27 protein-coding genes are annotated in these 24,590 nt (G+C 61.5%); 16 read left to right on the top strand and 11 right to left on the bottom strand.

Features of this window, described 5'->3' with window-relative positions:
- Window positions 1–167: 167 nt before the first annotated feature.
- From V5N13_RS12280 to V5N13_RS12260, 5 genes are all read left to right on the top strand, one after another.
- Window positions 168–452, top strand: coding sequence for a 50S ribosomal protein L37ae (locus tag V5N13_RS12280; protein ID WP_332898209.1), 285 nt, complete (start codon window positions 168–170; stop codon window positions 450–452).
- 11 nt (window positions 453–463) lie between these two features.
- Window positions 464–598 carry a DNA-directed RNA polymerase subunit P gene (locus V5N13_RS12275; RefSeq protein WP_332898208.1) on the top strand — a complete coding sequence of 45 codons (135 nt, stop codon included), beginning with the start codon at window positions 464–466 and terminating at the stop codon, window positions 596–598.
- 75 nt (window positions 599–673) lie between these two features.
- Window positions 674–928: a KEOPS complex subunit Pcc1 gene (locus tag V5N13_RS12270; protein WP_336361000.1), complete on the top strand. Its 255-nt coding sequence runs from the start codon at window positions 674–676 to the stop codon at window positions 926–928.
- A 39-nt stretch (window positions 929–967) separates the two neighbouring features.
- A complete protein-coding gene (locus V5N13_RS12265) occupies window positions 968–1,345 on the top strand; it encodes a prefoldin subunit beta (RefSeq protein ID WP_336360999.1) in 378 nt (125 codons plus the stop codon).
- Window positions 1,346–1,585 (top strand): DUF3194 domain-containing protein, encoded by a 240-nt coding sequence (locus V5N13_RS12260; RefSeq protein ID WP_332898205.1) that lies wholly within the window; start codon window positions 1,346–1,348, stop codon window positions 1,583–1,585.
- A 56-nt stretch (window positions 1,586–1,641) separates the two neighbouring features.
- On the opposite strand, the gene V5N13_RS12255 is transcribed toward V5N13_RS12260, so the two are convergent.
- Window positions 1,642–2,160, bottom strand: a complete 519-nt coding sequence (locus tag V5N13_RS12255) for a response regulator transcription factor (RefSeq protein ID WP_336360998.1) — start codon at window positions 2,158–2,160, stop codon at window positions 1,642–1,644.
- Window positions 2,161–2,282: 122 nt separating this feature from the next.
- Here V5N13_RS12255 and V5N13_RS12250 point away from each other — a divergent pair, with 122 nt between their 5' ends.
- Entirely contained in the window at window positions 2,283–4,358 is a 2,076-nt protein-coding gene (locus V5N13_RS12250; protein WP_336360997.1) for a histidine kinase N-terminal 7TM domain-containing protein, read from the top strand.
- A gap of 2 nt (window positions 4,359–4,360) precedes the next feature.
- Here V5N13_RS12250 and V5N13_RS12245 read toward each other — a convergent pair whose 3' ends face one another.
- Window positions 4,361–6,217, bottom strand: a complete 1,857-nt coding sequence (locus tag V5N13_RS12245) for a DUF2070 family protein (RefSeq protein ID WP_336360996.1) — start codon at window positions 6,215–6,217, stop codon at window positions 4,361–4,363.
- A gap of 35 nt (window positions 6,218–6,252) precedes the next feature.
- Window positions 6,253–6,801: a GMP synthase subunit A gene (locus V5N13_RS12240; protein WP_332898201.1), complete on the bottom strand. Its 549-nt coding sequence runs from the start codon at window positions 6,799–6,801 to the stop codon at window positions 6,253–6,255.
- 323 nt (window positions 6,802–7,124) lie between these two features.
- Between V5N13_RS12240 and V5N13_RS12235 the strand changes: the two genes are divergently transcribed.
- The gene (locus V5N13_RS12235) at window positions 7,125–8,408 is read left to right on the top strand and encodes a hypothetical protein (protein WP_336360995.1); all 1,284 of its coding nucleotides are present in this window, start codon (window positions 7,125–7,127) and stop codon (window positions 8,406–8,408) included.
- On the opposite strand, the gene V5N13_RS12230 is transcribed toward V5N13_RS12235, so the two are convergent.
- Window positions 8,409–8,930: a DUF7097 family protein gene (locus V5N13_RS12230; RefSeq protein ID WP_336360994.1), complete on the bottom strand. Its 522-nt coding sequence runs from the start codon at window positions 8,928–8,930 to the stop codon at window positions 8,409–8,411. It lies immediately after the preceding gene.
- 74 nt (window positions 8,931–9,004) lie between these two features.
- On the opposite strand from V5N13_RS12230, the gene V5N13_RS12225 reads away from it, so the two are divergent.
- From V5N13_RS12225 to V5N13_RS12195, 7 genes are all read left to right on the top strand, one after another.
- Complete coding sequence (locus V5N13_RS12225) at window positions 9,005–9,352, top strand: DUF192 domain-containing protein (RefSeq protein WP_336360993.1); 348 nt, start codon at window positions 9,005–9,007, stop codon at window positions 9,350–9,352.
- Between the two features lie 71 nt (window positions 9,353–9,423).
- Window positions 9,424–10,962: a (R)-citramalate synthase gene (locus tag V5N13_RS12220; protein WP_336360992.1), complete on the top strand. Its 1,539-nt coding sequence runs from the start codon at window positions 9,424–9,426 to the stop codon at window positions 10,960–10,962.
- 41 nt (window positions 10,963–11,003) lie between these two features.
- A complete protein-coding gene (locus V5N13_RS12215; protein ID WP_336360991.1) occupies window positions 11,004–11,438 on the top strand; it encodes an acyl-CoA thioesterase in 435 nt (144 codons plus the stop codon).
- A 94-nt stretch (window positions 11,439–11,532) separates the two neighbouring features.
- On the top strand, window positions 11,533–12,162 hold the full coding sequence (locus V5N13_RS12210; protein WP_336360990.1) for a Yip1 family protein: 630 nt from the start codon (window positions 11,533–11,535) through the stop codon (window positions 12,160–12,162).
- A complete protein-coding gene (locus tag V5N13_RS12205) occupies window positions 12,159–13,643 on the top strand; it encodes a hypothetical protein (protein ID WP_336360989.1) in 1,485 nt (494 codons plus the stop codon). The genes V5N13_RS12210 and V5N13_RS12205 overlap by 4 nt, the downstream gene beginning before the upstream one ends.
- Window positions 13,630–14,331 carry an ABC transporter ATP-binding protein gene (locus V5N13_RS12200; RefSeq protein WP_336360988.1) on the top strand — a complete coding sequence of 234 codons (702 nt, stop codon included), beginning with the start codon at window positions 13,630–13,632 and terminating at the stop codon, window positions 14,329–14,331. The genes V5N13_RS12205 and V5N13_RS12200 overlap by 14 nt, the downstream gene beginning before the upstream one ends.
- Entirely contained in the window at window positions 14,324–15,460 is a 1,137-nt protein-coding gene (locus V5N13_RS12195) for an ABC transporter permease (protein WP_336360987.1), read from the top strand. The genes V5N13_RS12200 and V5N13_RS12195 overlap by 8 nt, the downstream gene beginning before the upstream one ends.
- A 3-nt stretch (window positions 15,461–15,463) precedes the next feature.
- Here the strand turns inward: V5N13_RS12195 and V5N13_RS12190 are convergent, their stop codons facing one another.
- From V5N13_RS12190 to V5N13_RS12175, 4 genes are all read right to left on the bottom strand, one after another.
- Window positions 15,464–16,486 carry a metal ABC transporter permease gene (locus V5N13_RS12190; RefSeq protein ID WP_336360986.1) on the bottom strand — a complete coding sequence of 341 codons (1,023 nt, stop codon included), beginning with the start codon at window positions 16,484–16,486 and terminating at the stop codon, window positions 15,464–15,466.
- Window positions 16,483–17,226 (bottom strand): metal ABC transporter ATP-binding protein, encoded by a 744-nt coding sequence (locus V5N13_RS12185; RefSeq protein ID WP_336360985.1) that lies wholly within the window; start codon window positions 17,224–17,226, stop codon window positions 16,483–16,485. Before V5N13_RS12185 ends, V5N13_RS12190 begins: the two co-directional genes overlap by 4 nt.
- Entirely contained in the window at window positions 17,223–18,290 is a 1,068-nt protein-coding gene (locus V5N13_RS12180; RefSeq protein ID WP_336360984.1) for a metal ABC transporter substrate-binding protein, read from the bottom strand. Before V5N13_RS12180 ends, V5N13_RS12185 begins: the two co-directional genes overlap by 4 nt.
- Window positions 18,291–18,473: 183 nt before the next feature.
- A complete protein-coding gene (locus V5N13_RS12175; RefSeq protein ID WP_336360983.1) occupies window positions 18,474–19,916 on the bottom strand; it encodes an amidase in 1,443 nt (480 codons plus the stop codon).
- A gap of 115 nt (window positions 19,917–20,031) precedes the next feature.
- On the opposite strand from V5N13_RS12175, the gene V5N13_RS12170 reads away from it, so the two are divergent.
- Window positions 20,032–20,259 carry a hypothetical protein gene (locus tag V5N13_RS12170; protein ID WP_336360982.1) on the top strand — a complete coding sequence of 76 codons (228 nt, stop codon included), beginning with the start codon at window positions 20,032–20,034 and terminating at the stop codon, window positions 20,257–20,259.
- A gap of 14 nt (window positions 20,260–20,273) precedes the next feature.
- Here V5N13_RS12170 and V5N13_RS12165 read toward each other — a convergent pair whose 3' ends face one another.
- Window positions 20,274–22,616, bottom strand: coding sequence for a heavy metal translocating P-type ATPase (locus V5N13_RS12165; RefSeq protein ID WP_336360981.1), 2,343 nt, complete (start codon window positions 22,614–22,616; stop codon window positions 20,274–20,276).
- Window positions 22,617–22,768: 152 nt separating this feature from the next.
- Here V5N13_RS12165 and V5N13_RS12160 point away from each other — a divergent pair, with 152 nt between their 5' ends.
- Window positions 22,769–22,978 (top strand): hypothetical protein, encoded by a 210-nt coding sequence (locus tag V5N13_RS12160; RefSeq protein ID WP_332898184.1) that lies wholly within the window; start codon window positions 22,769–22,771, stop codon window positions 22,976–22,978.
- A 15-nt stretch (window positions 22,979–22,993) separates the two neighbouring features.
- Here V5N13_RS12160 and V5N13_RS12155 read toward each other — a convergent pair whose 3' ends face one another.
- Both V5N13_RS12155 and V5N13_RS12150 read right to left on the bottom strand, forming a co-directional pair.
- Window positions 22,994–23,431: an ester cyclase gene (locus V5N13_RS12155; RefSeq protein WP_332898183.1), complete on the bottom strand. Its 438-nt coding sequence runs from the start codon at window positions 23,429–23,431 to the stop codon at window positions 22,994–22,996.
- 86 nt (window positions 23,432–23,517) lie between these two features.
- Window positions 23,518–24,450 (bottom strand): DMT family transporter, encoded by a 933-nt coding sequence (locus V5N13_RS12150; protein WP_336360980.1) that lies wholly within the window; start codon window positions 24,448–24,450, stop codon window positions 23,518–23,520.
- Window positions 24,451–24,590: the final 140 nt, after the last annotated feature.

The following is a 24,590-nucleotide window of genomic DNA, read 5'->3' as shown; positions in this document are numbered from 1 at the left end:
GGTGGTTCGACCGGCGGGTTATCCCTGTCGTTTGCGGGTGTCTCCACCGGCTTCCACGCGAGTCGAGCACGCCCCGCACACGCCGCCGATGCCCCCTGACAAACCCACACAGAGCGCCTCCGCAACTCAAAGGCTTTATCTGTCCCCTTTGGTTATGGACACGTATTATGGCCGAGCAAAAGAAGGGACGACGAACCGGTTCAGCCGGTCGGTTCGGCGCACGCTACGGTCGCGTTGCGCGACGCCGTGTAGCCGAGATTGAAGCGGATACGAACAAAAAGCACGCCTGCCCAGAGTGTGGCGACCACAAGGTCTCCCGCAAGGGTACTGGTATCTGGCAGTGCGCCCGCTGTGACTACAAGTTCGCAGGCGGCACGTACCGCCCAGCCACGCCTGGTGGAACGGCGGTCAAACGCTCCATCCGCGCCGCGCTTTCGAGCGACGACGAATAACTCTCTCACCTATGAGCTACAAGTGTTCGCGCTGCAAGCGAGACGTTGAACTCGACGAGTATGGCGGCGTTCGCTGTCCGTACTGTGGCCACCGCGTGCTCCTCAAAGAGCGCAGTCGCGTGGTCAAAGAAGTCGACGTCAACTGAGCGGTGCCCTCGTTTCCGTCGGGTTCGCCCCGATGCGACGTGTGGTGACCGAACTGTACCTGCCGAGGACTCCTCTTGCATACCGCGATTCTAACGTTCGAGTACGACGACGCCGCCTACGCCCGGATAGTGGCACGGAGCGTCCGCCAGGAACTGGATGAGATTGCAGGCAACCGCACGAGCGCCACACTCGCTCGTGAGGGGGCCACGGTCACCATCGAAGTGTCAGCAGATGACCTCGTTGCTCTCCGTGCGGGGTGTAATACGTGGCTCACCCTGGTCAAAACGGCGGAATCGCTCGCGGACGTTGGATTTACCGCGCACGAGTAAGAGACAGGGTTTTTCAGTTAGCATCGCCACGGTGGTGATATGCAAGGTAGTCTCCCACCGGAAGCACAAGAAAAGCTCGAAGAACTGCAGGGTCTCCAGCAGACAGCCCAGCAGGTCGCAACCCAGAAACAGACCGCAGAGTCCTCCCTTCAGGAGGCCAAAACGGCACTCGACGAACTCGAAAACATCGACGAGGACGCGACGATGTACCGCGAGGTCGGCGAGCTGTTCGTCCAGACCACCTACGAGGAAGCAAAAGAGAACCTCTCCGACAAGGTCGACACGCTCGAAATCCGCGTCGAGACGCTCACGAAGCAAGAAGAGCGCGTCGAAGGTCAGTTCGAGGAACTCCAGCAGGAACTCCAGCAGATGCTTGGCGGCGGCGCAATGGGCGGCGCTGGCGGCGCAGCACAGTAAATGCCAACCGACGAAGACGTCGTTCAGACGGCTGCCGAGGCGGCTGAAGGACTCATCTTCGCACGGTATAAGCGCTCTGAGGTCACCGACCTCGACATCACCGTCCACTTCGAGGAGGGCGTCCTCGAAGTCGACGTGTACCTAAACGCCCCCGGCGACGCGGAAGCCGTGGCCGACGAAGCGGCACGCGCCGCACAAGACGCCGTTGACGAGCTGTTCGACGAGGCGCAGTCGGCCTAACGTCGTCACTTCTTTCAGGAACAACAAAGACGAGCGACAGCGCCGGAATCGGGCCGTTAGAGTTTGTGCGCGACGCGCTCGCGGGCGCTTTCGAGTTGCGAAAGCAGGGCCTGATACTCTTCGAGCGTGGCGAGTTCGTCGGGCGAGTTGGTGGCTTCGAGGGCGTTTCGACGCGCGGCAAGAGAGTAGTATTCTTGGACGGCTGCATCGAGCGATGAGCGTTCGAGGAGCGATGCAATGGTATCTCGGAGCCCTTCTTTGGTCGGTGGTTTCACGACGTATTCATCGAGTCCCATTTCGACGATGTCAACGTCGGGGTCGACCGCACTGACCATCGCCACGCGACAGTCCACCTCGCGGGCGCGAATCTCTGCGAGCACTTCGTCGCCCGACATCCCCGGCATCCGTCGGTCGAGTAACACGACATCGACCGTCTCGTCGAGGCGGGAGAGAGCCTGCTCACCGTTTGCGGCAAGTCGGGTGTCGTAGTCAGATCCGAGCCAGATATCGTACATTTCCGCGATGTCGGGCTCGTCTTCGACAATCAACACGACGGGAGAGTTTGACAGGCCCATTACACCTACATGGAAACAGACAGACAATAATGTTCTGCAACGAAGTCCGCGGGCTCATCGATTACGTATTCCAGTGTGAAAGTCACCGAAGCTTGTATATTAGGTGGTAATAGAATAGTGCCATGGCGTGGCAAGCGACGCCCTATACATTTCCCCTCCTCCTTGCGAGCACGGTTGCGCTGCTGTTAACAGCGTACGTGCTGAGCTACAGAAAGACGTTCAAACAACAGCGGATGACCGCGTTTCTCGCCGTCACGATGGGCGTCACAATCTGGTGTACTGCGTATTGGTTTCAACTTTCGATAACAACGCTCGCAGGCAAGGTGTACTGGACTCGGTTCGTGTGGATTGGCGTGGCGCTCATGTCGGTTGCGTGGCCTGTTTTTATCTTTGCGTACACGGGCCGACACCGCCTGCTCACGCCCCCTTCGCTGCTTGGCATCAGTGTGCTTCCGGCTGTGGCTGTGATACTGGTCTGGAGCCACACGTTTCGACAACTGGTGTTCACGCCAGAAGCCATTCACACCCATCCACAGGGCATGTTTCTCGAAATCAGTCCTGGCCCCGTGTTCTTGGGCTTTCTCTTGTACACGTACGTCCTCGACGTATTCGTCATCGGGTTGCTCGCCCACGACGCGTACAGCACGGAGGGAGTTCGAAGACGCCAGAACCTCTTGCTGATCTGTGCGGGAGTGATTCCTCTGCTCGCAAGCTGGGCAAGCGTCACAGAAGCCCTCCCGTTTCCCCACCTAGACATGACGCCGATTACCCTCGGGCTGACCACCCCGCTTGTCGCGTACACGCTGTTTCGCTACCAGTTTTTAGACTTGATTCCGGTCGCCCAGCGCAAACTCATCGACGAGATGGAAGACGGCGTCATCATTCTCGATGAGAACTACCGCATCGTCGATTACAATCCAACGGTAACGCACCTTTTCGATACCGACACAAACTTCGTTGGCGAGCGAGCGCAGACGGCACTCTCTGCGTATCCCGTGTTGGTTTCGTGTCTTTCTGATGAGGGGACGTGTAGCGAACTCGTCACAACAAACGACGAGATGCTACGCTACTACGACGTCACATGCACGCAGTTCGAGACACAGACCGAGGCGGGCTACATCCTGAACCTCCACGACATCACCACGCGGCGCAAAGTCGAGCGACGCTATCAAACGATTGTCGAACAAGCATCGACGATTACCGTGCTCGTGAACGAAGCAGGCGAGTTCGAATACGTCACGCCGTCGCTCGAACGAACGCTTGGCTACGCATCTGCGGACATCCTTGGCGACCCGTTCATAGAGTACATCCACCCAGACGATGTCGAGCACATCTTCGAGACGTTCATAACCATCCAAGAAGGCGGGACGAGCGACTGGGTTGAACTCCGCGTCCAGCACGCAGACGGGTCGTGGCGCGTCATGGAGGCAAAAGGCGAGAACTTACTCGAAAACCCAGCCATCGGTGCGATTCTGTTGACCGCACACGACGTGACCGAGCGCAGACAGTACGAACAGCGCCTCCAAGTGCTCAATCGCGTGTTGCGCCACGACGTTGGCAACAAGATGTCCGTCGTGCAAGGGGCGATTTCGATGGTACGAGAGGAGACCGACAATGAACACGTCCGCACATGGATGGAGAAAGCCCACCGCGCGGGGCAAGAACTCCTCGAACTGAGCCAAAAGTCGCGTCGCATCGACATGCGATTAGACCGTGAATCGGAGGTTCGCTCGGTCGATATCGTCAAACAGGTCGAGCAAGCACTTACAACCGTCCGAGCCACATATCCAACGGCGAACATTGAGTGTGACATCCCCGACACAGCGTGGGTAAACGCACTGCCGCTCGTCAAAGTTGGGCTTGAAGAACTGCTCGCAAATGCCGTCGAGCACAGCGACCAAGACGTCCCCACGGTGACCCTCTCGATTACGAACGCCGAGACGGGCGTTGTCGAGATACACGTTGCAGACAACGGCCCCGGCATCCCCACGATGGAGCGCGAAGTGCTCGAACGTGGAGCCGAATCCCAGCTCAAGCACACGAGCGGCATTGGCCTGTGGCTGGTCCACTGGATTGTCACGGCCGCAAACGGTGAGTTGACCATCACGGAAACCGAGCCACGCGGCACGGTTGTGACGCTTCGTTTCCACGAGGCCGAACCGAGTTCGGCCGAACAGGTCAAAATTGCCCAGGACTGAACCTACGCGAGCAGGAAGATGAGGACGCTCACGGCGAACACGACGATGATGAACGCAGCTGCGAGCGCGCCACCCATCGACATGAGCGCGTTTGCGTGACTGGCGAGCGTCTCAGTGCGGTCGTTGCCGAAGACGGTGACGGAGGCGCGTGAGGACGCCATCCCCGCTTCGACGGGCTCTAAATCGGCGCGAGCGGTTTCTGTGAGCGAGCAGATGAGCGAGACGAGTTCGTCGTGTGGAATCGCACCGCCGACCTGATTTGCGGACTTGACCGTGTTGACGACGTGGGTGTCCGTGGTCATGATTTCAGCGGCGTCGACGTCAGGAATCGCCTCGACGATGCGGTCACGAAGTCCGGGTTCCATGTTGTTGCCGTCTACGAGGACGTACGCGGTGAGTTGGCCTTCGACTTCGACCACCGCCACGCGAACGCCGAGGGGGCCGATGCCTTCAGGTGCGCTCCACGGCGTTCGGTCCCACGCGACGCCGAGTTGTATCGGGCCGCGTGGCGCGTCGGTGAGTCCTTCGGCCACTGCCCCAGCCGCCTGAATCATGTCGTAGGAGCGTTTGCTCCCGGGGACGACGTGGCCGAGGTCGGGGCCGGAGAGGCCGTTGTTCGAGTTGTGAGCGTCGACGAGCATTACGTCTTTGAGGCCGTGGACGCGGGCTTCTGCCCCGGCGGTCATCCCAATCGAGAACTCCACGTCGTCTGCAAACTGCGGCGAGAACGTCGAGACGAGCAGCGCATTGTTGCCGAACGCTTGCCCGATGAGCGACGCATCACCAACGCGCTTTCTGACGCTTTGAGATGCCACGCCGTCGTACGAGATGGCCGAAACGGCCTCGCTTGCGGCATCCAGAATCGAATCGACCTCGCGCTCGGTGACGAGGTTGAAGTCGTGGCCAGCGGTTGCGTGGGGCGGGAACGCCATGCCCTCAGACCACGCTGCGACGCGCTCTGGAAGGTTGCCACCGCCGATTTCCCCCATCGGACCGGGGTGTATCATCGGGAGCGTAAAGCGGGCTTTCTCCCTGCCACCGGGCGTCCGAAATGAGAGGACGGTGACGGGAACGATTGCCTCCTCACCGATGTCCTCGAAGAACGTTTCGAGTTCGCGCGACCCCTCAGCGATGTGGCCAATGAACCCGCGGATAAAATCGAGGACAGAGACGTCCATGCTCCGTCGCCACGGGCGGTCGATGACGGTGAGAAACGCCCAGACGGCCCCGGCATAGAGCACGCAGATGACGCCGAGAACGAGGAAGTCTTGGGGGACGACCACGAGCAGTTCCGGCGGGGCGCGTTCAGGGCGTGAGAGAAACGACCGAGCGAGCGGGCCGCCAATCTCGAAGTAGCGCATCGTCCCCGAGTAGATGAACAAGAGCACCGCAGACGCGACGGTGTGGATGCTCGCCGGAATCGACGCGATGAGCAGCGACTTTCTGGAGACAGCCATCACGACGAGCAGGCGAAGCGCGAACACGCTCGCCAGCGCGGCGAGCAGCGTATCGAAGACGAATCCCTGGCCAAGCGGCGTGAGCACCGCGATGATGCCCGCGAGGACGAGAAAGGCGACCACGACGAGTTCGCCCGCGAGCGCGAGCAATGAGGCGCGATTGCGCGTGAGTTGGCCGCCGAGTTTCCCGTCTATCCACGGGGTCAGCGCGCTCGCGATGAGGGTTGGCAAGCCAATGAAGAAGATGCCCTGCCAAGCGTCTTCGAGAACGAACCGAAAGTCGAAGGCGGCGACGCCAGCAACGGCCGCGATGAGGAGGGCGAACCCGAGGCTCGAATACCACCGCGGTGCGCGGAAGATGTAGCGAGAAAGTGCCGCAAGGTCACCCTGCGTGGCGGTCATTACCCAATAATTCTAGCCAGAGGACAAAAATCCCGTTACTCGCAGATGGCGCGGAAGTTCTCGAACACTTCTTCGCCCTCGTCGGTGTGGGCGACTTCCGGGTGCCACTGGACGCCGTAGAGGTCACGGTCGGTGTCGCTCATGGCTTCGATACCGCACACGTCGCTCGTGCCGGTGTGGGTGAAGCCGTCGGGGAGTTCTTTGACCTCGTCTGCGTGGCTCGCCCAGACGCGCGTCTCAGGGGCGAGCGACCCGATGAGTGGGTCGTCCTCGTCGAGCACTTCGACCGTCACGTCGGCGTAGCCGCCGTACTCGCCACCGCCGACGCGCCCGCCGAGTTTCTCTGCGAGAATCTGCATCCCGAGACAGATGCCAAGAACCGGAATGTCCAACTCCAGATACTCCTCACAGCGGCCGATGTCGTCCATGCTCGGGCCGCCCGAGAGGACGATGCCGTCTGCGTCAATCTCCTCGGGTGGCGTGTCGTTGTCGATGAGGTCGGTGTCGATACCGAGGTCACGAAGCGCCCGGTGTTCTAAGTGGGTGAACTGCCCGTGATTGTTAATCACGACGATGCGGGTCATTAGCGGTGAGTAACGAGTATCGTCGTATAAACCTCCTGAAACTGGCCGAAAGCGGGTGCGAACGAGCGATGACTCCCCACGGAGTGGGCAGTTTCGTTGTGTGGATGAGGGAAACGGAGTCTGCTCATGAGTTATTGTGGGAAGGAGTTATCACGCCGTTTAGGAGCGCCATTCACCAGACTGGACCCCCTTATTTTCGGAACTGACAAGACGATATTTCCAGATAACGCGCATATTATTCTATCCAGTAGGAACACACAACATGAAGTAGCGAATTGGTAACAAAGTCAGTAAGCGATGATGGTCTGGCTGGGTAGACAGTCATGACAGACACACCGACGTCACGCCGCACGCTGTTGAAGCGTGGAGCGCTCATCGCGGGGGCGGCATCGCTTGGAATTCCGGGCACGGCCGGGGCACTAGAAGAACAGAACGCGGTCTGTGCACAGTCGCCGGGCTACTGGGGAAGTAACCCGGACGCGTGGCCGGTTTCCGTGCTCCAAATCGCCAACAAACGCGCACCAAAGGAGTTCTGGATTTCGTACTTGCTCAACCGAGCAAGCGGCGGCGATAAAAACCGCATCCTTGCCAAAGCGCTCGTCGCGGCCAAACTCAACCAGTACGCCGGGGCGGAAGATGCGTGCATTCGGTATCGCGGCACCGCAGACGATTGTATCGGTGGCGGTATCTGTCACTACGGCGTGCCGGGCGTGGCGGTGCGCTGGCTCTACGCTGTGGGCTTTGCGAAGTTCGGAACGCCTGCGTACGAGCCAATGGACAGTTGGTACACGGAAATCACGCTCCCCGACAGGTGTACGGGCAAATGGGTCACGAAACACGCAAACGGCGAATGTCTCTACGACACCTTAGACGCCTACAACAACGGCGAATTGTGCGCGTGTGCCGCCGAGGAAGAACCCAAAGAAGCTCGCTTCGAACTGACCGCGTTCGAGGCTCCAGAAGTCGTTGAGCTTGGAGCCGCGTTCACCTATTCATTCACCGTCGAGAACACGGGTGGAGAGGCGGGGACGGTCGAAACCGAAATCGCCACCGCCGTCGCCGAGTGGTACGCCTATCCGTCGTCGCCGGTGACGTGGACGGCGACGCTCAACGCCGGCGAGAGCAGAACCTTCGAAAACGACCCGCTCAAACTCTGGTGGGAAGCGCCGTTCTCGATTTCGCTCGCTGCGTTCAACGAGTCGAGAGAAGTGCGGACGACGCGGCCAGTGATGGAGTTTGGTGAGGGGTTCGTCACCGGACACAACGTTCGCTTTTCCGTCAACGCCTTCGAGCACGTTCCAGACCCCTCGAATCCGGTCACCCACGTCGAGATTACGTGCGAGAATCAGACGGACGAGGCCGCACCGATTCCGGACATGGGCTTAATGTGGCTCTTTTCGAACGGGTCGTACCGTTATGTCGATTATGGCAACCAGCCGCCCGTCTTCTCCGGCGAACTCGCCGGGAACGAGACGAGGACGGAGACCATTACGTACGAAGTCGAGCAGTCGTTCGGCACGGCCGACGTGACCGTGGGCTGGGAGGACGAAGACCCGATTGGCAGCATCGGAGCCTACTGGTCGAACAACCCGTCGAACATCAGCTAGTCACTCCGTTTCTCGCCGCTCGCTTGCGGTTTCAAAGCCGAGTTCGTCCAGTTCGTGGCCGCGGCGCGTTTCGGCCTCGGCGAGCGCCTCCGGGTCGGGGCTGGCGTCGTCGTCGATACGAGCAAACGAGGTGTGGATTTTCGCGTGACACCACCGACAGAGAAACACCGTGATTTCGTGGGTTCCGGCCTCGCGGTTTGCGTACGAGAGGTGGTGTTCTTCGAGTAGCGGTCGCTCGCCGGAGTGGGTGTTCAGGCGCTCTGGCAAGCCACAGCGGGCGCACTCGCGGTTGTGTTCGGTCGAGCGAAAGTGCGGGCAGTCGCGCCACGTCCACTCGTGGTCGGGATTCGCCGCCGGACAGTGAAAGTCGTCTGCGCGGCGCGCTGCGGCGAACTCGGGGTCGTTGCCGGCGTAGTGGAAGGCGTAGCGACACCGGCCGTCGTCGGTGAGGTGGTCACACCGCGAAACGTGGGTGTAGGGGTCGTCCACCCCGACCGACGTACCCTGCGGCGTCTTTTCCATACCCACTCTCGTTCGCCCTCGAATTTCAAGGTAACTCCCGAACCACTTTTCCACTCGCCGGGAGAGGTGTGGGTGTGCGTCTCGTTCACGACAGCAACGGTGGGCAACACCCCCTCGCCACGCAGGTAGACACGGCCGACACCATCCTCCAGCAAGGCCTCGGCCTCATGTTTCGGCGCTCGATTCCCGACGACTACGCGCTCGCCTTTCGCTTCGGGAAGGCAAAACGCCGGGACATCCACATGCTCTGTGTGTTCTTTCCCATTGACGTGATTTGGGCGCGAGACGGCGAGGTGGTGAAGGTGAAAACGCTCCGCCCGTGGCGTGGCTACGGCGCGGCCGCTGCTGACCTGCTCGTTGAACTTCCCGCGGGGAACGCAGCAGGCGTCGAAGTCGGTGACCGCATCGCCCTTGTCGAGTGAGCAGCAACATCTGCCACATAGGCCCACTTTAAGTTCATAGAGACGTTCCCTGAGAATGGCTATCATGACCAGTGACTGTTTTATTCGGGTCCCTTCCCGAATCACACCCCACCTCTGACCCCGTTTCTGTACAGTTCGTAGATACAACGCTCCGCGACGGTGAGCAAGCGCCAGGTGTCTCGCTCACCCCAGACCAGAAGGCCCAGATTGCCCGTGAACTCGACCGGGCGCGGGTCTCGGTCATCGAAGCAGGCAGCGCCTGCACCGGCGCGGGCGAGCGCGAGACCATCTCGCGAGTCGCCTCGCTCGGCCTCGACGCGAAGGTGACGAGTTTCGCCCGCGGCGTCCAAGGCGACATCGACCTCGCGCTCGACTGTGGCGTCGATGGTGTCCACCTCGTCGTGCCGTCGAGCGACCGTCACATCGAAACAAAAGTCGGGACGACCCGCGACGGCGTGGTCGAAAAGACCACCTCACTCGTCGAGTACGCCCGCGACCACGGTCTCTGGGTCGAAGTCCTCGGCGAAGACGGCTCGCGCGCCGACTTAGACTACCTCGAACGGCTGCTTGGTGCGGCCCTCGATGCGGGCGCAGACCGCGTCTGTTACTGCGATACGGTCGGGCACGCGACGCCCGAACACACCTACGAGGCCGTCTCGCGGCTGGCTGCACTCGGGCCAACGAGCACCCACACCCACGACGACTTGGGCCTCGCCGTCTCGAACGCCCTCGCAAGCGTGCGCGCCGGTGCAGACCTCATCCACGCCACCGTAAACGGCATCGGTGAGCGCGCGGGCAACGTCGCACTCGAAGAAGTCGCCATCGCTCTCGACCACGGCTACGGCATCGAGACGGTCGATACGACGCGGCTGTTCAAACTCGCCCAGACCGTGGCGACGGCGACGGGCATCCCGCTCGCGCCGAACAAGGCCGTCGTCGGCGAGAACGCCTTCAGCCACGAGAGCGGCATCCACACCGACGGCACGCTCAAAGACGACGCGATGTACGAACCCTACCCGCCAGAAAAGGTGGGCAGGGAGCGGCGGCTCGTCCTCGGCAAGCACGCCGGGCGCGCGGGCGTCAAAGCCGCGCTCGACGAACACGACGTTTCGGTCACCCCAGAAGAACTGGGAACGGTCGTCTCCCGCGTGAAAGAGCTCGGTGACCGCGGCAAGCGCGTCACCGACGCGGACCTACTCACGATTGCAGAAGAAGTCCAACAGCGCGAACGCGACCGCCGCGTCGAGTTGCTCGGGCTGACCGCCGCCTCGGGTGGCGGCACGCCAACCGCGAGCGTCCGCCTGCTCGTCGATGGTGAAGAACGTGTGGCCTCCGGCACGGGCAGTGGCCCGGTCGATGCCGCCGTCTCTGCGGTGCGCTCGGCGCTCGGCCCGGCCGCAGACGCCCAGCTCGACAGCTATCACGTCGATGCAATCACGGGCGGCACCGACGCCGTCGTGACCGTCGAAGTCGAAATGTCGCGCGATGGCCGCCACGTCACGGTCGCCTCCAGTGAGGCAGACATCACGCGCGCCAGCGTGAACGCGATGGTCGATGCGTTAGACCGCCTGCTTGCGGCCGACTCGAACCACGTCCTCGCGGACGACTAACCCCGACATACCTTCTTTGTGCGCGCCACCCCACGTGAGCCATGGCTGAGTACTACGACGTGTTCGAAAACCGGGTGCGCTTTGCGGAGACGGATATGCAGGGAATCGTGTTCTACGGCAACTACATCACCTTTCAAGACGAGACATTCAACGCCTTCCTGCGCGAAATCGACTACGGCTACGACACTCTCGCAGAGAAGGGATGGGACGTGCACGTCGTCCACGTGGATATGGATTATCACGCGTCTGCGGAGTTCGACGACGTGCTCGTAAACGCGATGCGCGCAGAGACGATTGGAACGAAAAGCCTGACATTCGCCTACCGGGTGCGCAGAAAGGCCGACGAGACGCTCCTCGCCGCAGGCCACGTCACCTACGTCGCGGTGGATGCAGCGACCGGCGAGGCGATTGCCGTTCCCGATGATTTCCGGGAGGCGCTGATCGAGTTTCAAGAAACGCCACCGACAACGACGTAGCTCGCAGGTGAGAAACTCAAATAAACACATGACGAGTTGTGTGATATACCGTACCCCTGATACAGTTAACTCCTCTCGAAACTAACGTGAAGTGATGATTCTCGACCTTATCACGAACCCGGACGCGTTCTTCCGGGAAGAGGCCGAGTCACCACGGCTTTGGGGAGCCGCTGGAATCGTATTGCTTGTGGGGGTTTTGAGTGCTATCACGTCGTACCTCTTGCTCTCTCGCATCGTTTCCGTACTCCCTGCCGAAGGTGGCCAGGCAGTATCGCTTCTCGTATTCGGATTCGGGATCGGTGGCGCACTCGTCGCACAGTTCGTCATCTGGCTCGTGTTCGCCATCGTGTTTCACGTCATCTCTATCGTCTTCGATGGCGAGGGCAAGTTCACCAAAACGCTCGCATTGACTGGCTGGGGCTTTTTTCCCTCCATTTTCGGTGGGTTGCTCGGCATCGGCGCGATGTACCTCGCGCTGCAAGGCATTCCCGCACCAACGTCGCCGGAGGCCATCCAAGCGTATTCACTCGCCGTCACCCAGAGTTCGACGCTCCGACTCGCGTCGCTCGTGGGCATCGTGTTCACGCTCTGGAGTGCGTTCCTCTGGGCGTTTGCCGTGAAACACGCGCGAAATCTCAGCTTCAGACAGGGCCTGTACACCGTTGCGATTCCCGTCGGCATCAACATCGCACTCTCGGTGTTCGGTCAGGTGTTCACGTTATGAAAGCGCCCCTCGTCGCGGCGCTCATCGTCTGCTCGCTACTTACGCCGATGGCCGTCGTCGCCCAAGAAGACGCGTTCATCTCGGTCACGGGCGCGACCACCACACCGGAATCGCCCGCAGTTGGCGACCTCGTGACGGTGACGGCGACTATCCGCAACTCGGCCGGAAGCCAGCAAGCGTTCGAGGTTCGGTCGGTCGAACTGGTCGCTCGCACCGGAAATACGGAGTACGACCAAGTGGACAACATCGGCACGATTTCGCCGGGTGAAAGCCTGAGCGTCCCGCTCACGACGACGTTCGATGAGGCGGGCGTCAAACGCCTCGAACTCGAAGTGCGCGGACGGAGTGTGAACGGGTCGAGCGAGACGGTTCGCTACCCCGTCACCATCGACGTGCGCTCACAGGAAGCCGCCGGAACGGTGCCGCGCGTCCAGATTCTCTCTGAGACGCTCGTCTCGAACACCGAGAGCGTCGTGACGGTTCGCGTTTCGAACGGCGGGGAAGCCACGCTACGGGACCTCGACCTCACGCTGTCGGGTCGGGAGATTACCGTCGAAGACAACGCGCGGGTGCTGCCGCGGCTCGAACCCGGCACGCTCACGACGTTCAATTTCACCGTCGAGAGCCAAGACCCCGGACGGACGGGTATCGACGCACGACTCGACTACGCGACCGCGAGCGCACGGCGCTCTGTCACGACGACCCGCGACGTAACAATCGAACCGCTCAATGAAAACGTCGTGGTCGAAGCGAGCGTCGTAAGCCTGCCAGAGACGGACACCACCGTCACGCCGCCGGTCTCCGTCGAAGTGCTCAACTTGGGGAACGCCGCCATCGAAAGCGTCGTCGTCACGGCCACGGTTGACGGCGTGCCGGTCGCACGCACCCTCATCTCAGAGATTGACGCAGACAGCACCAGTGTTGCCCGCCTCAACCTTTCCGGGGTGACCGACCCGGCCGACCTCGTCATCACGGCCAGCTACGACATGGGAACCGTCGAAGGGTCGAGCCAAACCTCGCTCCGCTACACCCCGCGCGTGGGTGTCGTCTCGCTCACCGGCATCAACACCGAGTTCGAAGACGGCAAGCTCCACATCACCGGAAGTGCGAGTAACGTCGGCCAAGGCACCGCGGAGAGCGTCGTCGTCCGGGTCGTCCCCGCAGACGGCGTGACGCCTGCCCAGCCGTTCAAAGAGTACTTCGTTGGCACCGTGCCACAGAGTGATTTCGTCGTGTTCGACCTCTACGCCGTGGTCAGCGACAACGCGACCGCCGTCCCCGTGAGCGTCACCTACCTCGCTGGCGGCGAAGAGCGCTCGGAGACGGTGCAGGTTCGAATCGAAGACTCACAGCCAGCGACCGCCCCACAAGACGATGGCGGCTTCAGCCTCCCACTCATCATCGGAGGACTGTTCATCGTCTTGCTCGTGGTCGGCGTCATCGGCTACGCTTGGCGCAACTCACGTAATGGCACTCGTTGAACTGCGCGACGTGGTCAAGCGCTACGAACTTGGCGGCGAGACGCTCACCGTCCTCAAGGGCGTGGATTTCGCCATCGAAGCCGGCGAGTTCGTCGCGGTGATGGGGCCGAGTGGCTCCGGCAAATCGACCATGCTCAACATGATTGGCCTGCTCGACGAGCCAAGCGAAGGCACCGTCCTCCTGCGCGGGGAAGACGTGACCACGCTCTCAGACCGCGAGCGCACCAAAGCCCGGCAGGGAGCGATTGGCTTCATCTTTCAGGACTTCTATCTCATCCCGTCGCTCACCGCGACCGAGAACGTCGAACTCCCGACGCTGTTCGGCGGTGCCGGAAACAAGAAAGGCCGTGAGAAATCCATCGAGTTGCTCACGAGCTTTGGCCTCGGCGACCGCTTAGACCACCTCCCGAAGGAACTTTCTGGTGGTCAACAACAGCGCGTCGCGATCGCGCGGTCGCTCGTAAACGAACCCCAAGTCCTGCTCGCAGACGAGCCAACGGGGAACTTAGACCAGAAAACCGGCAAGGAGATTTTAGACCGCCTCCGGGAGATTTGCGATTCTGGCGTTGGCATCATCGCGGTCACCCACGACCCGAACGTGGCCGCCTACGCAGACCGCCGGGTCAACATCGTAGACGGCGTCATCGACGGCGACGATGCGCTTGCGCGGGAGGACCACGATGCTTGAGCCACTCTACCGACGATTCCCGTCGGTGATGATGGCGCGGCGCAACCTGACGCGCAACAAGGTGCGCTCTGCGCTCGCCATGCTCGGCATCGTCATCGGCGTCCTCGCCATTGCCTCACTCGGTATCTTCGGCAACACGCTCCAAGTGAGCGTCACCGAGTCGCTTGGCGACATCGGGAGTGAGATTATCGTCTCACCCGCGTTCGACGAGGGTGTGAGTTTCTTAAACGACCGCGACGTCCAGAACATAGAACGGGCCGCCCCCGGCGCGAGCGTCACGCCGGTTGCCCAAGGACAGGGGGTGGTTGAGTTCAGCAACGAACGACAGGTGGTGCAACTGTTTGGCGTCTCCCGGCCGGGCGACCTCTACGAAGCGGAATCCGGCACCCTCCCGCCAACGCTGCGAAGCGGCGCGCTCATCGGGACGAACCTCGCGGAGAATCTCGGCGTGCGCGTCGGCAACAGCATCATGGTCGATGGGAAAAGTTACCGCGTGACCGCGATTCTCGCGGCGAGTCAGGCGTTCTCACCGACCTCCGCGAGCAATGCTGTTGTCCTGCCAATCGACGAGTTCCCCGCCCGCGAGTACGACCAAATCGTGGTCGATGCGGGGACGGGTCTCGAAGCCAATGCCACTGCAGACGCCATCCGCAAGTTGAACGACCGCGACACCCGCTATGAGGTGTTCGAACTCGCAGACATCTCAGAGCAGATCACCCAAGCGTTCGACGCCATCGGGTCGTTCCTGATTGCGATTGGCGCAATCTCGCTCGTCGTCGCGGGTGTGAGCATCCTGAACGTGATGCTCATGAGCACCATCGAGCGACGCACCGAAATCGGGGTTCTGCGCGCCGTGGGCGTCCAGAAAGTCGAGATTCTCGGCATTATCCTCGTCGAGGCACTGCTGCTCGGGATTCTCGGCGGCGTCGTTGGCATCTTTCTGTCGATTGTCGCGGGCATGGCAGTGAGCCAGTTCATCCTTGGCGACCCGTGGGGGGTGTTCACCGTGGCGAACTTCGTGTTCATCGCCCAGGCCTACGGCTTCGCACTCGGCGCAAGCCTGCTCTCTGGACTCTATCCGGCGTGGCGTGCGGCGAATCTGAATCCCGTGGACGCGCTTCGCGGGTGAAAATCAGTCCGAATCCGATTCTGCAGATCTCTTTTTCGTCGTGGTGATGCTGCCGAGTTCCGGCACGGTATCGTCCGTAACGCGCGTCTGGAGTTTGCCAAGTGCGACCGCACCGATGTAGAGCGCGACGGCGACGAGCACGATAACGCCGCCTGCGGTCGCCCCGCCGTAGTAGGAAACGCCGATACCGAGCAAGACGGCGAGTTCGGCGAGGACGACCGAGACGACGAGCGACTCTGAGAAACTCCGCGAGACTTGCGTTGCCCCGGCAACCGGGACGACGAGCATCGCAGCGACAAGAATGACGCCCATAATCTGCATCGCGCCGACGACGACCATCGCGGTGAGCATGACCATCACGCGGTTGAACCACGTGACCGACAGGCCGGAGACAGCCGCGGCAGTCTCGTCGAAGGTGACGTACAGCAATTGGTTTCGAAACAGCGCAACCGTGCCGACGATGATGACGAACAACACGAGCAAGATGGCGGCGTTCTCGGCCGAGACGGTTGCGAGGTTGCCAAACAGGAACTGATTGACGCCAACGGCGAGACCGCCCGCGTTGATGCTGATGAGCACCGACCCGAGGGCGAACCCGGTCGAGAGAACGATTGCCATCGACACGTCGTTGTAGGCGTCAGTCGCCTCGGAGATGAGTTCGATGAGCAACGCGGCGAGGATGGCGACGACGACGGCCGTGAGATACGGCGAGACGCCGAGGTTGAGCACGGCGTTCAAGAACAGCCCAATCGCAACGCCCGCGAAGGCGGTGTGAGCAAGCGCGTCGCCAATCAACGCGAGTTGGCGATGGACGAGGAACGTCCCAATGAGCGGGGCCATCACGCCGATACAGAGGCCGACGAGGATGGCCCGGTGCATGAACTTGTACTCGGGACTAATGAGTTCGAGGCCCGTCAGGTGGTAGAGGCCTGTGAGCAGCCAGTACCAGAGGTCGAGCAACACGTAGAGCGGCGTCAGCACGGGGTCAAGCGGGCTTGCCTGCAGGAGTACCTCGAAGGGAATCATTGAACCCCTCCGATGGCGGTGGCAGTGCCGAACGCCCGCCCGAGGGCGTTGCTCTCTATGAACTCGTCGGTCGGACCGTCGAAGTAGATGCCCCGATTGAGGCAGACGACGCGCGCAGCGTGTTCGGTCACTGCGCCGAGGTCGTGTTCGATGAGCAAGATGGTGATTCCCTGTTCGTTCAGCGCAGAGAGGAGGTCGTAAAACGCCTCGACCGACTCTGCGTCAACCCCGACGGTCGGTTCGTCTAAGACGAGCAGGTCGGCTTCCCCAGCGAGGGCACGCGCGATGAATGCCCGCTGGCGCTGTCCGCCCGAAAGCTGGGTTACCCGGCGATTTGCGAACGCGGTCATCCCGACGGTGTCGAGCGCCCGGTCAACAATCGCCCAGTCTTCCTGCGAGAGACGACCGACCCCGACGTGGGGGAACCGGCCCATCTTCACGACTTCGCGCACCGTGATTGGCATCTCCTTCGAGGCACTCGCGTGCTGGGCGACGTAGCCGATTCGCGCGCCGTCGTCGAATGCCTGCGACGGTTCGCCGAACAGCTGCGCGGTGCCCTCGTCGGGCTGGAGCAATCCGAGCATGAGTTTCATCAGCGTCGATTTCCCCGAACCGTTCGGTCCGACGACGGCGACGTACTCGCCTGCCTCGATTTGGAGCGAGATATCTTCGACCACCGGCGTTGCGGTGTAGCCAAACGACACAGCAGAGAGGTCGATGACGGGGCTCGGCGCGCTCATTCGAAGTTTCTCCACTCGCTGTCCCACCCGTCGAGACCGACCTCTTCAGGCGTTTTGTTCCCGAGAACGACCTCGAAGGTGGGCATGTTGATGTTGTAGGCGATTTCCTCGTAGCCCCAGTTCTCTGCAACCCAGTCCTCGCGGACGCCCGCATACGGCGTGACTGGGTAGTACGCTTCGACTGGTGTCTCTGCGAGCAGTTGCTTTGCGGGCTTTCGCGTCTCGAAGACGCCTGCGCCGATGTACTTGATGTCGTGTTCGTCGATAACGTCCTTCGCTTCCGTGATGTCGCTCGGTTTCACGTCGCCACTCGCCGCGAGGTTCACGACGAGCGGGCGCATCTCGACGCCGTAGCGCACGCCGATGTACTGGAACGCGTTGTGCGCCGCGAGTTGGACCACCTTGCGCTCTGCGGCGTCGAAGACGGCTTGGTAGTCGGCGTCGATGCGGTCTAACACATCGGTTTTGTACGTTGCTGCGTTCTCAGCGAAGGTGTCTTCGTGGTCGGGGAAGTTCTCGATGAGACCGGCGCGGATGTTATCGACCGACGTTTTCGCTCGCTGTGGATCGAGCCAGAAGTGCGGGTCTTGCCCGCGGCCGTCGCCAACACCCTCTTCTTCCGGGTCTAAGCTCGCGGCGAGGTCGACGAGTTCGACGCCTTCGCGGGCGTTGATGAGCGCCGTATCGACGTTGTCGTCTTTGAGCGTCTGAATCGCGCGGTCAGCCCACGGTTGGAAGCTCTCGCCAACGTGGAGAAACGCGTCTGCCTCGATGATGTCCTTCGTAACGCTCGCGTTCGGCTCCCAACCGTGGCCGTGTAGGCCGGTCGGAACCAGATTATTCACCTGTACTGGCGTGTCTTCGGCGATTTTCCGCGCGAAGTCGAAAAAGCTGAAGAACGATGCTGCGACGACCGGGTTGTCGCCGGTGTTCTCAGCGCCACCACCAGCAGTCGCCCCGCCACCGGTACAGCCAGCGAGTCCTGCTGTCAGTAGTCCCGCCCCGGAAGCGAGTGCCTGTCGGCGCGTTAGCAGTCCAGTCGCCCGTCGTTGCGAATCAGTCATTGTTATCGGAGTTAGATTAGAGCCCATATTTAATACTATTGTTCTAACCAGAAGTTTAGACGAGTCTAATTTATAATTAGTAACCATTTTCTAACATCACAAGCGAGTGGAGAGGAACTGCGATAGTATCCTGTAGCGACAGCTATGGGCTGAGTCGACTAGAAAATGTAGTTTGGTTTTCAGTTAGTTCGGCGGACGGTGAGCGTGCCACGACGCGATTTTTTCGAACGCTCGACACGCCGCGAGCACCACGTCATCTGCGTGACGACGGCCAACGACTTGCATCCCGACCGGCCGGCCGTCTACGACTCCCGCCGGAACCGACGCCGCGGGGTGGCCCGTCAGATTGAACGGGAGCGTGAGATACCAGCCCGTGTATGGGTCGATTTCCTCGCCGTCAATTTCTTCGGGGCCGTAGATACCGCGCTCGAACGGCGGCGTGCCCATCGTTGGCGTGAGGAGGATATCATACTCGGCAAAGAGGTCTGCAAGGGCATCGACTACCTTCGTCCGGACGGCGTTCGCCTCGCTGAGCGCCAGCATCGAGTGCTTCTTCCCGAGGTGTGCCATCGCGCCGAACGCCGGACTCAGGTCGTCTCCGTGTTCGGCGAGGTCAACGCCAAAGGCTTCCTCCGAATGTTCGACCGTCCACGAAACCCGCGCCTGAAACAGGGTGCGCGCGGCGTTTTCGACCTCGTCCCAGAACTCTGAGAACGCCGGGTCTGCTCGTTCGACCGTCATCCCCGTTTCTTCGAATTTTTCAGCCGTCTCGTCAGCAATCGCACGCACGTTGTCTGCGACGGTGAACGCCTCCATATCCGGCGAGTAGGCGACTGTGAGGTCGGAGACGGGTTGGTCGAGCGCGGAACGATAGCTTCCCTCAGGTGCTGGAATCGAGAAGGGGTCGTGTGCTTCGGGACCAGCGAGCACGTCCATCGCCAACGCCGCGTCCTCGACGGTGCGCGTGAGCGGTCCGGAGTGAACGAACGGCCACGCGTCGATGAAGCCGTCCGGCCGACTGCGATGGGGCACGCGCCCGAACGAGGGTTTGAGGCCGAAAATGCCACAGCACGACGCCGGAATACGAATCGAGCCACCCGCATCAGAACCGAGCGCGAGCGGAGCCATTCCGTCTGCAACGGCGGCGGCGCTCCCGCCCGACGAGCCGCCTGAGGTGTACTCGGGCGCGTAGGGCGTCCCCGAGGTGCCAAACAGTTCGTTGTCGGTGATGGCGACGTGCCCGAATTCGGAGGTGTTCGTCTTGCCGAGAACGATACCGCCCGCGGCTTTTACCCGGGCGACTTCGAGTGCATCCTCGTCAGGGACGTACGCAGCGAGCGGCTTCGACCCGAAGGTCGTCTGGATTCCCACCGTCTCGAACAGGTCTTTGACGGCAATGGGAAGCCCACAGAGCGCGCCCGGGTCGTCGCCGCGTGCGAGGGCGTCTTCGGCTTCACGGGCTGCCTCGCGGGCGTCGGCTTCGACGAGGTGAACGTAGGCGTTCGTGCGCTCGTTTCGCTCCTCGATACGGGCGAGATAGGCGTCTACCACCTCGACCGGCGAAAGGTCGCCAGCGCGTATTTGCCGAGTCAGCGACGCCGCAGATTCGAAACACAGGTCAGTCATGCTGTGTGGGTTTCTCACACGGTGTGAAAAGTGTAGGTTTGACGGCAGCGAGGGGTGATTCGGGCTTGCTCCTGAAAGGCGAACTGACTTCGCACACGGCGTAGACGGGTCACGAATGTGGCGAGACTGGCCAAACATACAACCATACGGCCATACCGGGAAATTCCTCCTGCTCTGGGCAGCGCTGTTCGTGTGGGTCGGGTCGCTTGTCGCGCTCAAACTCGTGTTCAACGCGGGCAACGTCGTGCTCACCGTCGCCGCGGTCGTCGTGGGCGTGGCGGTACTCTACGCCGTCCGGACATTGTTCGTACACGCACTCACCGACGAGAAGCAGCTAAAGTAGCGCAACCGACGTTCTCAAACGCTGTCGCCAAACGCATCGACAAACACGTCGTCATCCGGTTCGATTCTCGAGAGTCGCATCGCGTTACCGGTGACCACCGTCGTCATGCCCACGTCACCGGCGAGCACCGCGACGACGACGGAGACGAACCCGAGGGGGATGCCAACGGCGAGTATCGCTTTGACGGCGAGGCTTCCCCAGATGTTCTGGCGGATGACGCCGTTTGCCTCGTGGGCGAGGTCGTAGAGGTAGGGCAACCGCGAGAGGTCGTCGGCCATGAGCGCGATGTCTGCGGTTTCGATGGCCGTCGCGGAGCCTGCCGCACCCATTGCGATGCCAACCGTCGCGGTGGCGAGTGCGGGCGCGTCGTTGATGCCATCACCGACCATGGCAACCGAGTCGTATTCGGCGAGCAGTCCTTCGACGGCATCGACTTTTTCCTCGGGTAGGAGGCTCGCGCGGTAGTCGTCTACGCCGACCTGTTCTGCGACAGCCCGGGCCGTTCCTTCGTTGTCGCCGGTGAGCATCACCGTGTGGACCCCGCGTTCTTTGAGCGCCGAGACGACGGCTTTGGCCTCGGGTCGGACGGTATCGGCTACGGCGATGAGTCCCTCGATGTCGTCTTCGGTGCCGACGAGGATGACGGTCTTCCCCTGTGCTTGGAGGCGCGGAATGGTGTCGGAAACGAGGTCGAGACAGTCGTCGCGCTCACAGAGCGTCTTCGTCTCTGTGGGAAGTCCACCCGCGCTCGTCGTGAAGTGGACGTGCGCCAAATCAAAGCCCAAGTCCTCGAACAGCGCGGGCTTTCCAGCGTAGTGGGTTTCGCCGCCGAGGTCTGCCCGCACGCCCTTCCCGGTCAGGCTCTCGAACTCGTCTATGTCCGCGGTGTACTCTGCGTCCGCGTGGGCGGTAATGGCCGAGGCGATGGGGTGTTCGCTGCGCGATTCGACGCCCTGTGCGCATTCGAGCACGTCGCTTTCTGAATTACCGTTGAGCGGAATCACGTCGGTGACCGACAGTTTGCCCGTCGTGAGCGTCCCCGTCTTGTCGAAGGCGACGGTTTCGACCTCACCCATCGCTTCGAGGTGACTGCCGCCTTTGATGAGCACGCCGTTTTTGGCGGCGCTCGTCACGCCCGACACGACCGTCACGGGCGTCGAGATGACGAACGCACACGGACACGCGATGACGAGCAAGGCAATCCCGCGGACGAACCACTCAACCCACGGCGCGGCGAACAGAAGCGGCGGCACGGCCGCCGTGAGGATGGCTGCGGTCACCACGACCGGCGTGTAGTAGCCCGCAAAGCGCTCGACGAACTGCTCGCGTTTGGTCTGTTTTTCCTGTGCGCTTTCGACGAGGTCGATGATGCGCGAGAGGGTGTTGTCGGCGGCGGTGGCCGTCACTTCGACTTCGAGATAGCCTGCCTCGTTGAGCGTCCCGGCGTACACCTCGTCGCCCGGTGCCTTATCGACGGGGACGCTTTCGCCGGTGATTGGCGCTTGGTTGACCGCACTTTCGCCCTCTACAACCGTGCCGTCGGTCGGAATCTTCTCTCCCGGCTCGACGACGACGAGGTCGCCAATTTCGAGGTCATCGACCGACCGTTCGTGGGTGTGGCCGTCGTGTTTGACGGTGGCCGTCTCGGGGGCGAGCGAGAACAACTCTGCGAGCGAGGTGCGAGCGCGCTCGATGGAGCGTCGTTCGAGCAGCTCAGCGACGTTGAACAGGACGGCGAGCGACCCGGCTTCGACGAACAAATCCACCGACGGAATGGCGAGCGTGACGCCCGTCGCGGCGAGGATGGCGACGCTCATCAGGAAGTCGATGTCGAGATTCAGATTCCGCGCCGAGTAGTAGCCGTTGCGGACGATGACCTGTCCACCGACGACGATGGCCGCGAGAAACAGCACGTCGGAGACGACGAAGGGCCGAGTGAGGACGGTTGCAACCGTGACGTTCACGCCCGCGAGGAGGAACTCAAAGAGGAGGGCAGCCGCGAGGAGGACGCCGCTCACGGCCGTCTGTTTCGCGCGGGTCGAGTGCCAGACCGAGGTGGTGTCGTCGTTCGCAGACTGGGTGGCTTCGGCTAAATTCGTCACCTCGTAGCCCGCACGGTCGAACGCCGCGAGAACGGCGTCGCTCGTGGTCTGTTCTGCATCGTAGACGACCTCTGCCTTTCCGGTCGTCGGGTGGAGGTCGTACTCCACGACGCCCGTCACGTCGTCGAGGGCGTTGCTAATCTTCCCGGCGCACGACGCACAGTCCATCTCGGGAACAGAAAGGGAGAGTTGTTGCCGGTTGTTCCCGCCATGGCCGCGTCCATGGCCAGAAGCCGCAGGCGAGTCCGCAATCATTGGCTGTTTTTCGTGGTCACGGGTTATTAATCAAGCTGCCATTTGTGGGGCAGGATTTAATAAAATTCACTATTTTCTTCAGTCCGAGTTAATAAATCGAGGCGAGCCAGTGCAAACGCGCGACTTTTGCGTTCGTAGATAGAAGGCAGGATATGGAACGGACGACTGAGGCCGTGGTCGCGGTGTTACCCTTCCTCTTGTTGGGCATCGCAGACATCGTCTTACTGCTCTTTTGGGGGCTCGACCCGCTCTGGGGGTTCATGATTCTCCCACCCATTCTGTTCATGAGCGTCCTCGCCTGGGTCGGGTTCAAAAGCGGCTTCATCGGGAAGGACGTCGATGACGCCCAGCGCCCCGGGTAGTACAAAAAGCGGTAATTAGCTGCCCTGTTCGGGGAGCATGCCGACCTGTTGCATCAGCGAGAGGCCGTCTGGAATCGCCCACGTTTCGACGACTTTCCCGTTTTCGATACGGAATTCGACTGCGTCGGTGACGGTAACACGCTTGTTCGTCGCCGGGATGCCGTTTAATTCGCCCGTGTGCGTTCCCTGACTCGTCCCGCGGGTGACGACGCGGTCGCCCTCTGCGATGATGTCGTCGATGGTGTACGACGTCTCAGACAGTCCGGCGTGAATGGCTCTGAAGTACTCTTTTACGCCTTCCGGACCCATGATGTCACCGTCAACGGTCACATCGTGGCCGACGTACTCAGGTGCACAAAGCTCGTCAATTGTGTCGTAATCCTGCCCCCAGAGCGCCTCCAGCGATTTTCGGGCAACGTCTTTGTTCTGCTCAATGGTTTGTGTATCAGCCATGGCTTTCCACCAGTCGTACAGACGATAGGCGAGGCGATAGCCATTGACCAACTTCCAGAAAACGGGGACTGTCAGGCGTTTTTGCATCAAGAATCCGCGTGGGTTCGCAGCCGCGAGACGACCGCGCCGACGCCATCGAGCAACGCCGCTCGTTTGACGAGTGCGAACCCACAGAAGATGGCGAGAAAACCGAGCACGCTTCGCGCGCCGATGAGCGTCCCGAACAGGACGAAGCTGAGCAGCGTCGCCCACACGGGTTCGAGGTAGCCAATCAGGTTGATTTGAATCGGGCCAAGGCGGTCTAACAGGTCGAAGTAGATGAAAAAGGCAACCGCTCCAGAACCGACCGCGAGGTAGGCAAGCGAGAGGAACGCCGTCTGCGTCCACGCGATGGCCACGAACGACTCCCCGCGCGCAAGCGAGACAACGTGGAGCAGTGCCGCCCCGAACACCATCGCCCACGACTGCACCGATTGGACGGGAAAGTCCGTCCGAATCGGGCGCGTGAGCACTGCACCGAGGGCGAAACTCACCGACGCCACGAACACCGTTGCGATGCCGAGGACGTTCGCCGTAAAGAGGTTCTGTGGGTCGGGATTGGCGATGATAGCGACGCCGAGCAGTCCGCAGGCAAGCCCCACCAGCCCGAGCGGACGGAGGCGTTCGTCGGGGAGCAACACGCTCGCAAACGCCGTCGTCAACACCGGGCTGAGGCTGATGATGACCGCTGCAATCGCTCCCGGAACGTGGCGCTGGCCAAGGTACAAAAAGGCGTGGTGGCCCGCGATGAGAAACGTCCCCGAGATGCCCACAATCAGCCACTCCGTCCGACGGCGTGGCAGCCAGCGGTCGGTCGTGAGCGCCGCGTAGCCGAGCATGAGCGCTCCAGCGAGGTAGTAGCGAAGCGCGGCAAAGAGGATGGGCGGGAAGAAGTCGAGCCCAATCTCGATGGCCACGAACGACCCACCCCAGAGCAGGCCAAGAAGGGCGAACAACGCAGCGGTCTGCTTTCGGCTCACACCAGATACTTTGGGTGGGTGACGAAAAAGCTGGCTTCTCTGGCAAGCGAATATCGCCATTGCGAACGGTGTTGAAGAAAACTCCAATCTGGAATCAGTCAGTCGGGCAGAACGCTTAACACGCTCTTTGCAGTTGCCTC

Origin of the sequence: Haladaptatus sp. ZSTT2 (genome assembly GCF_037081775.1) — an archaeon.
GTDB lineage: Archaea > Halobacteriota > Halobacteria > Halobacteriales > Halococcaceae > QDMS2.
Note: the sequence above shows the minus strand (reverse complement) of the source record. Positions and strands in the feature narration are given on the sequence as shown.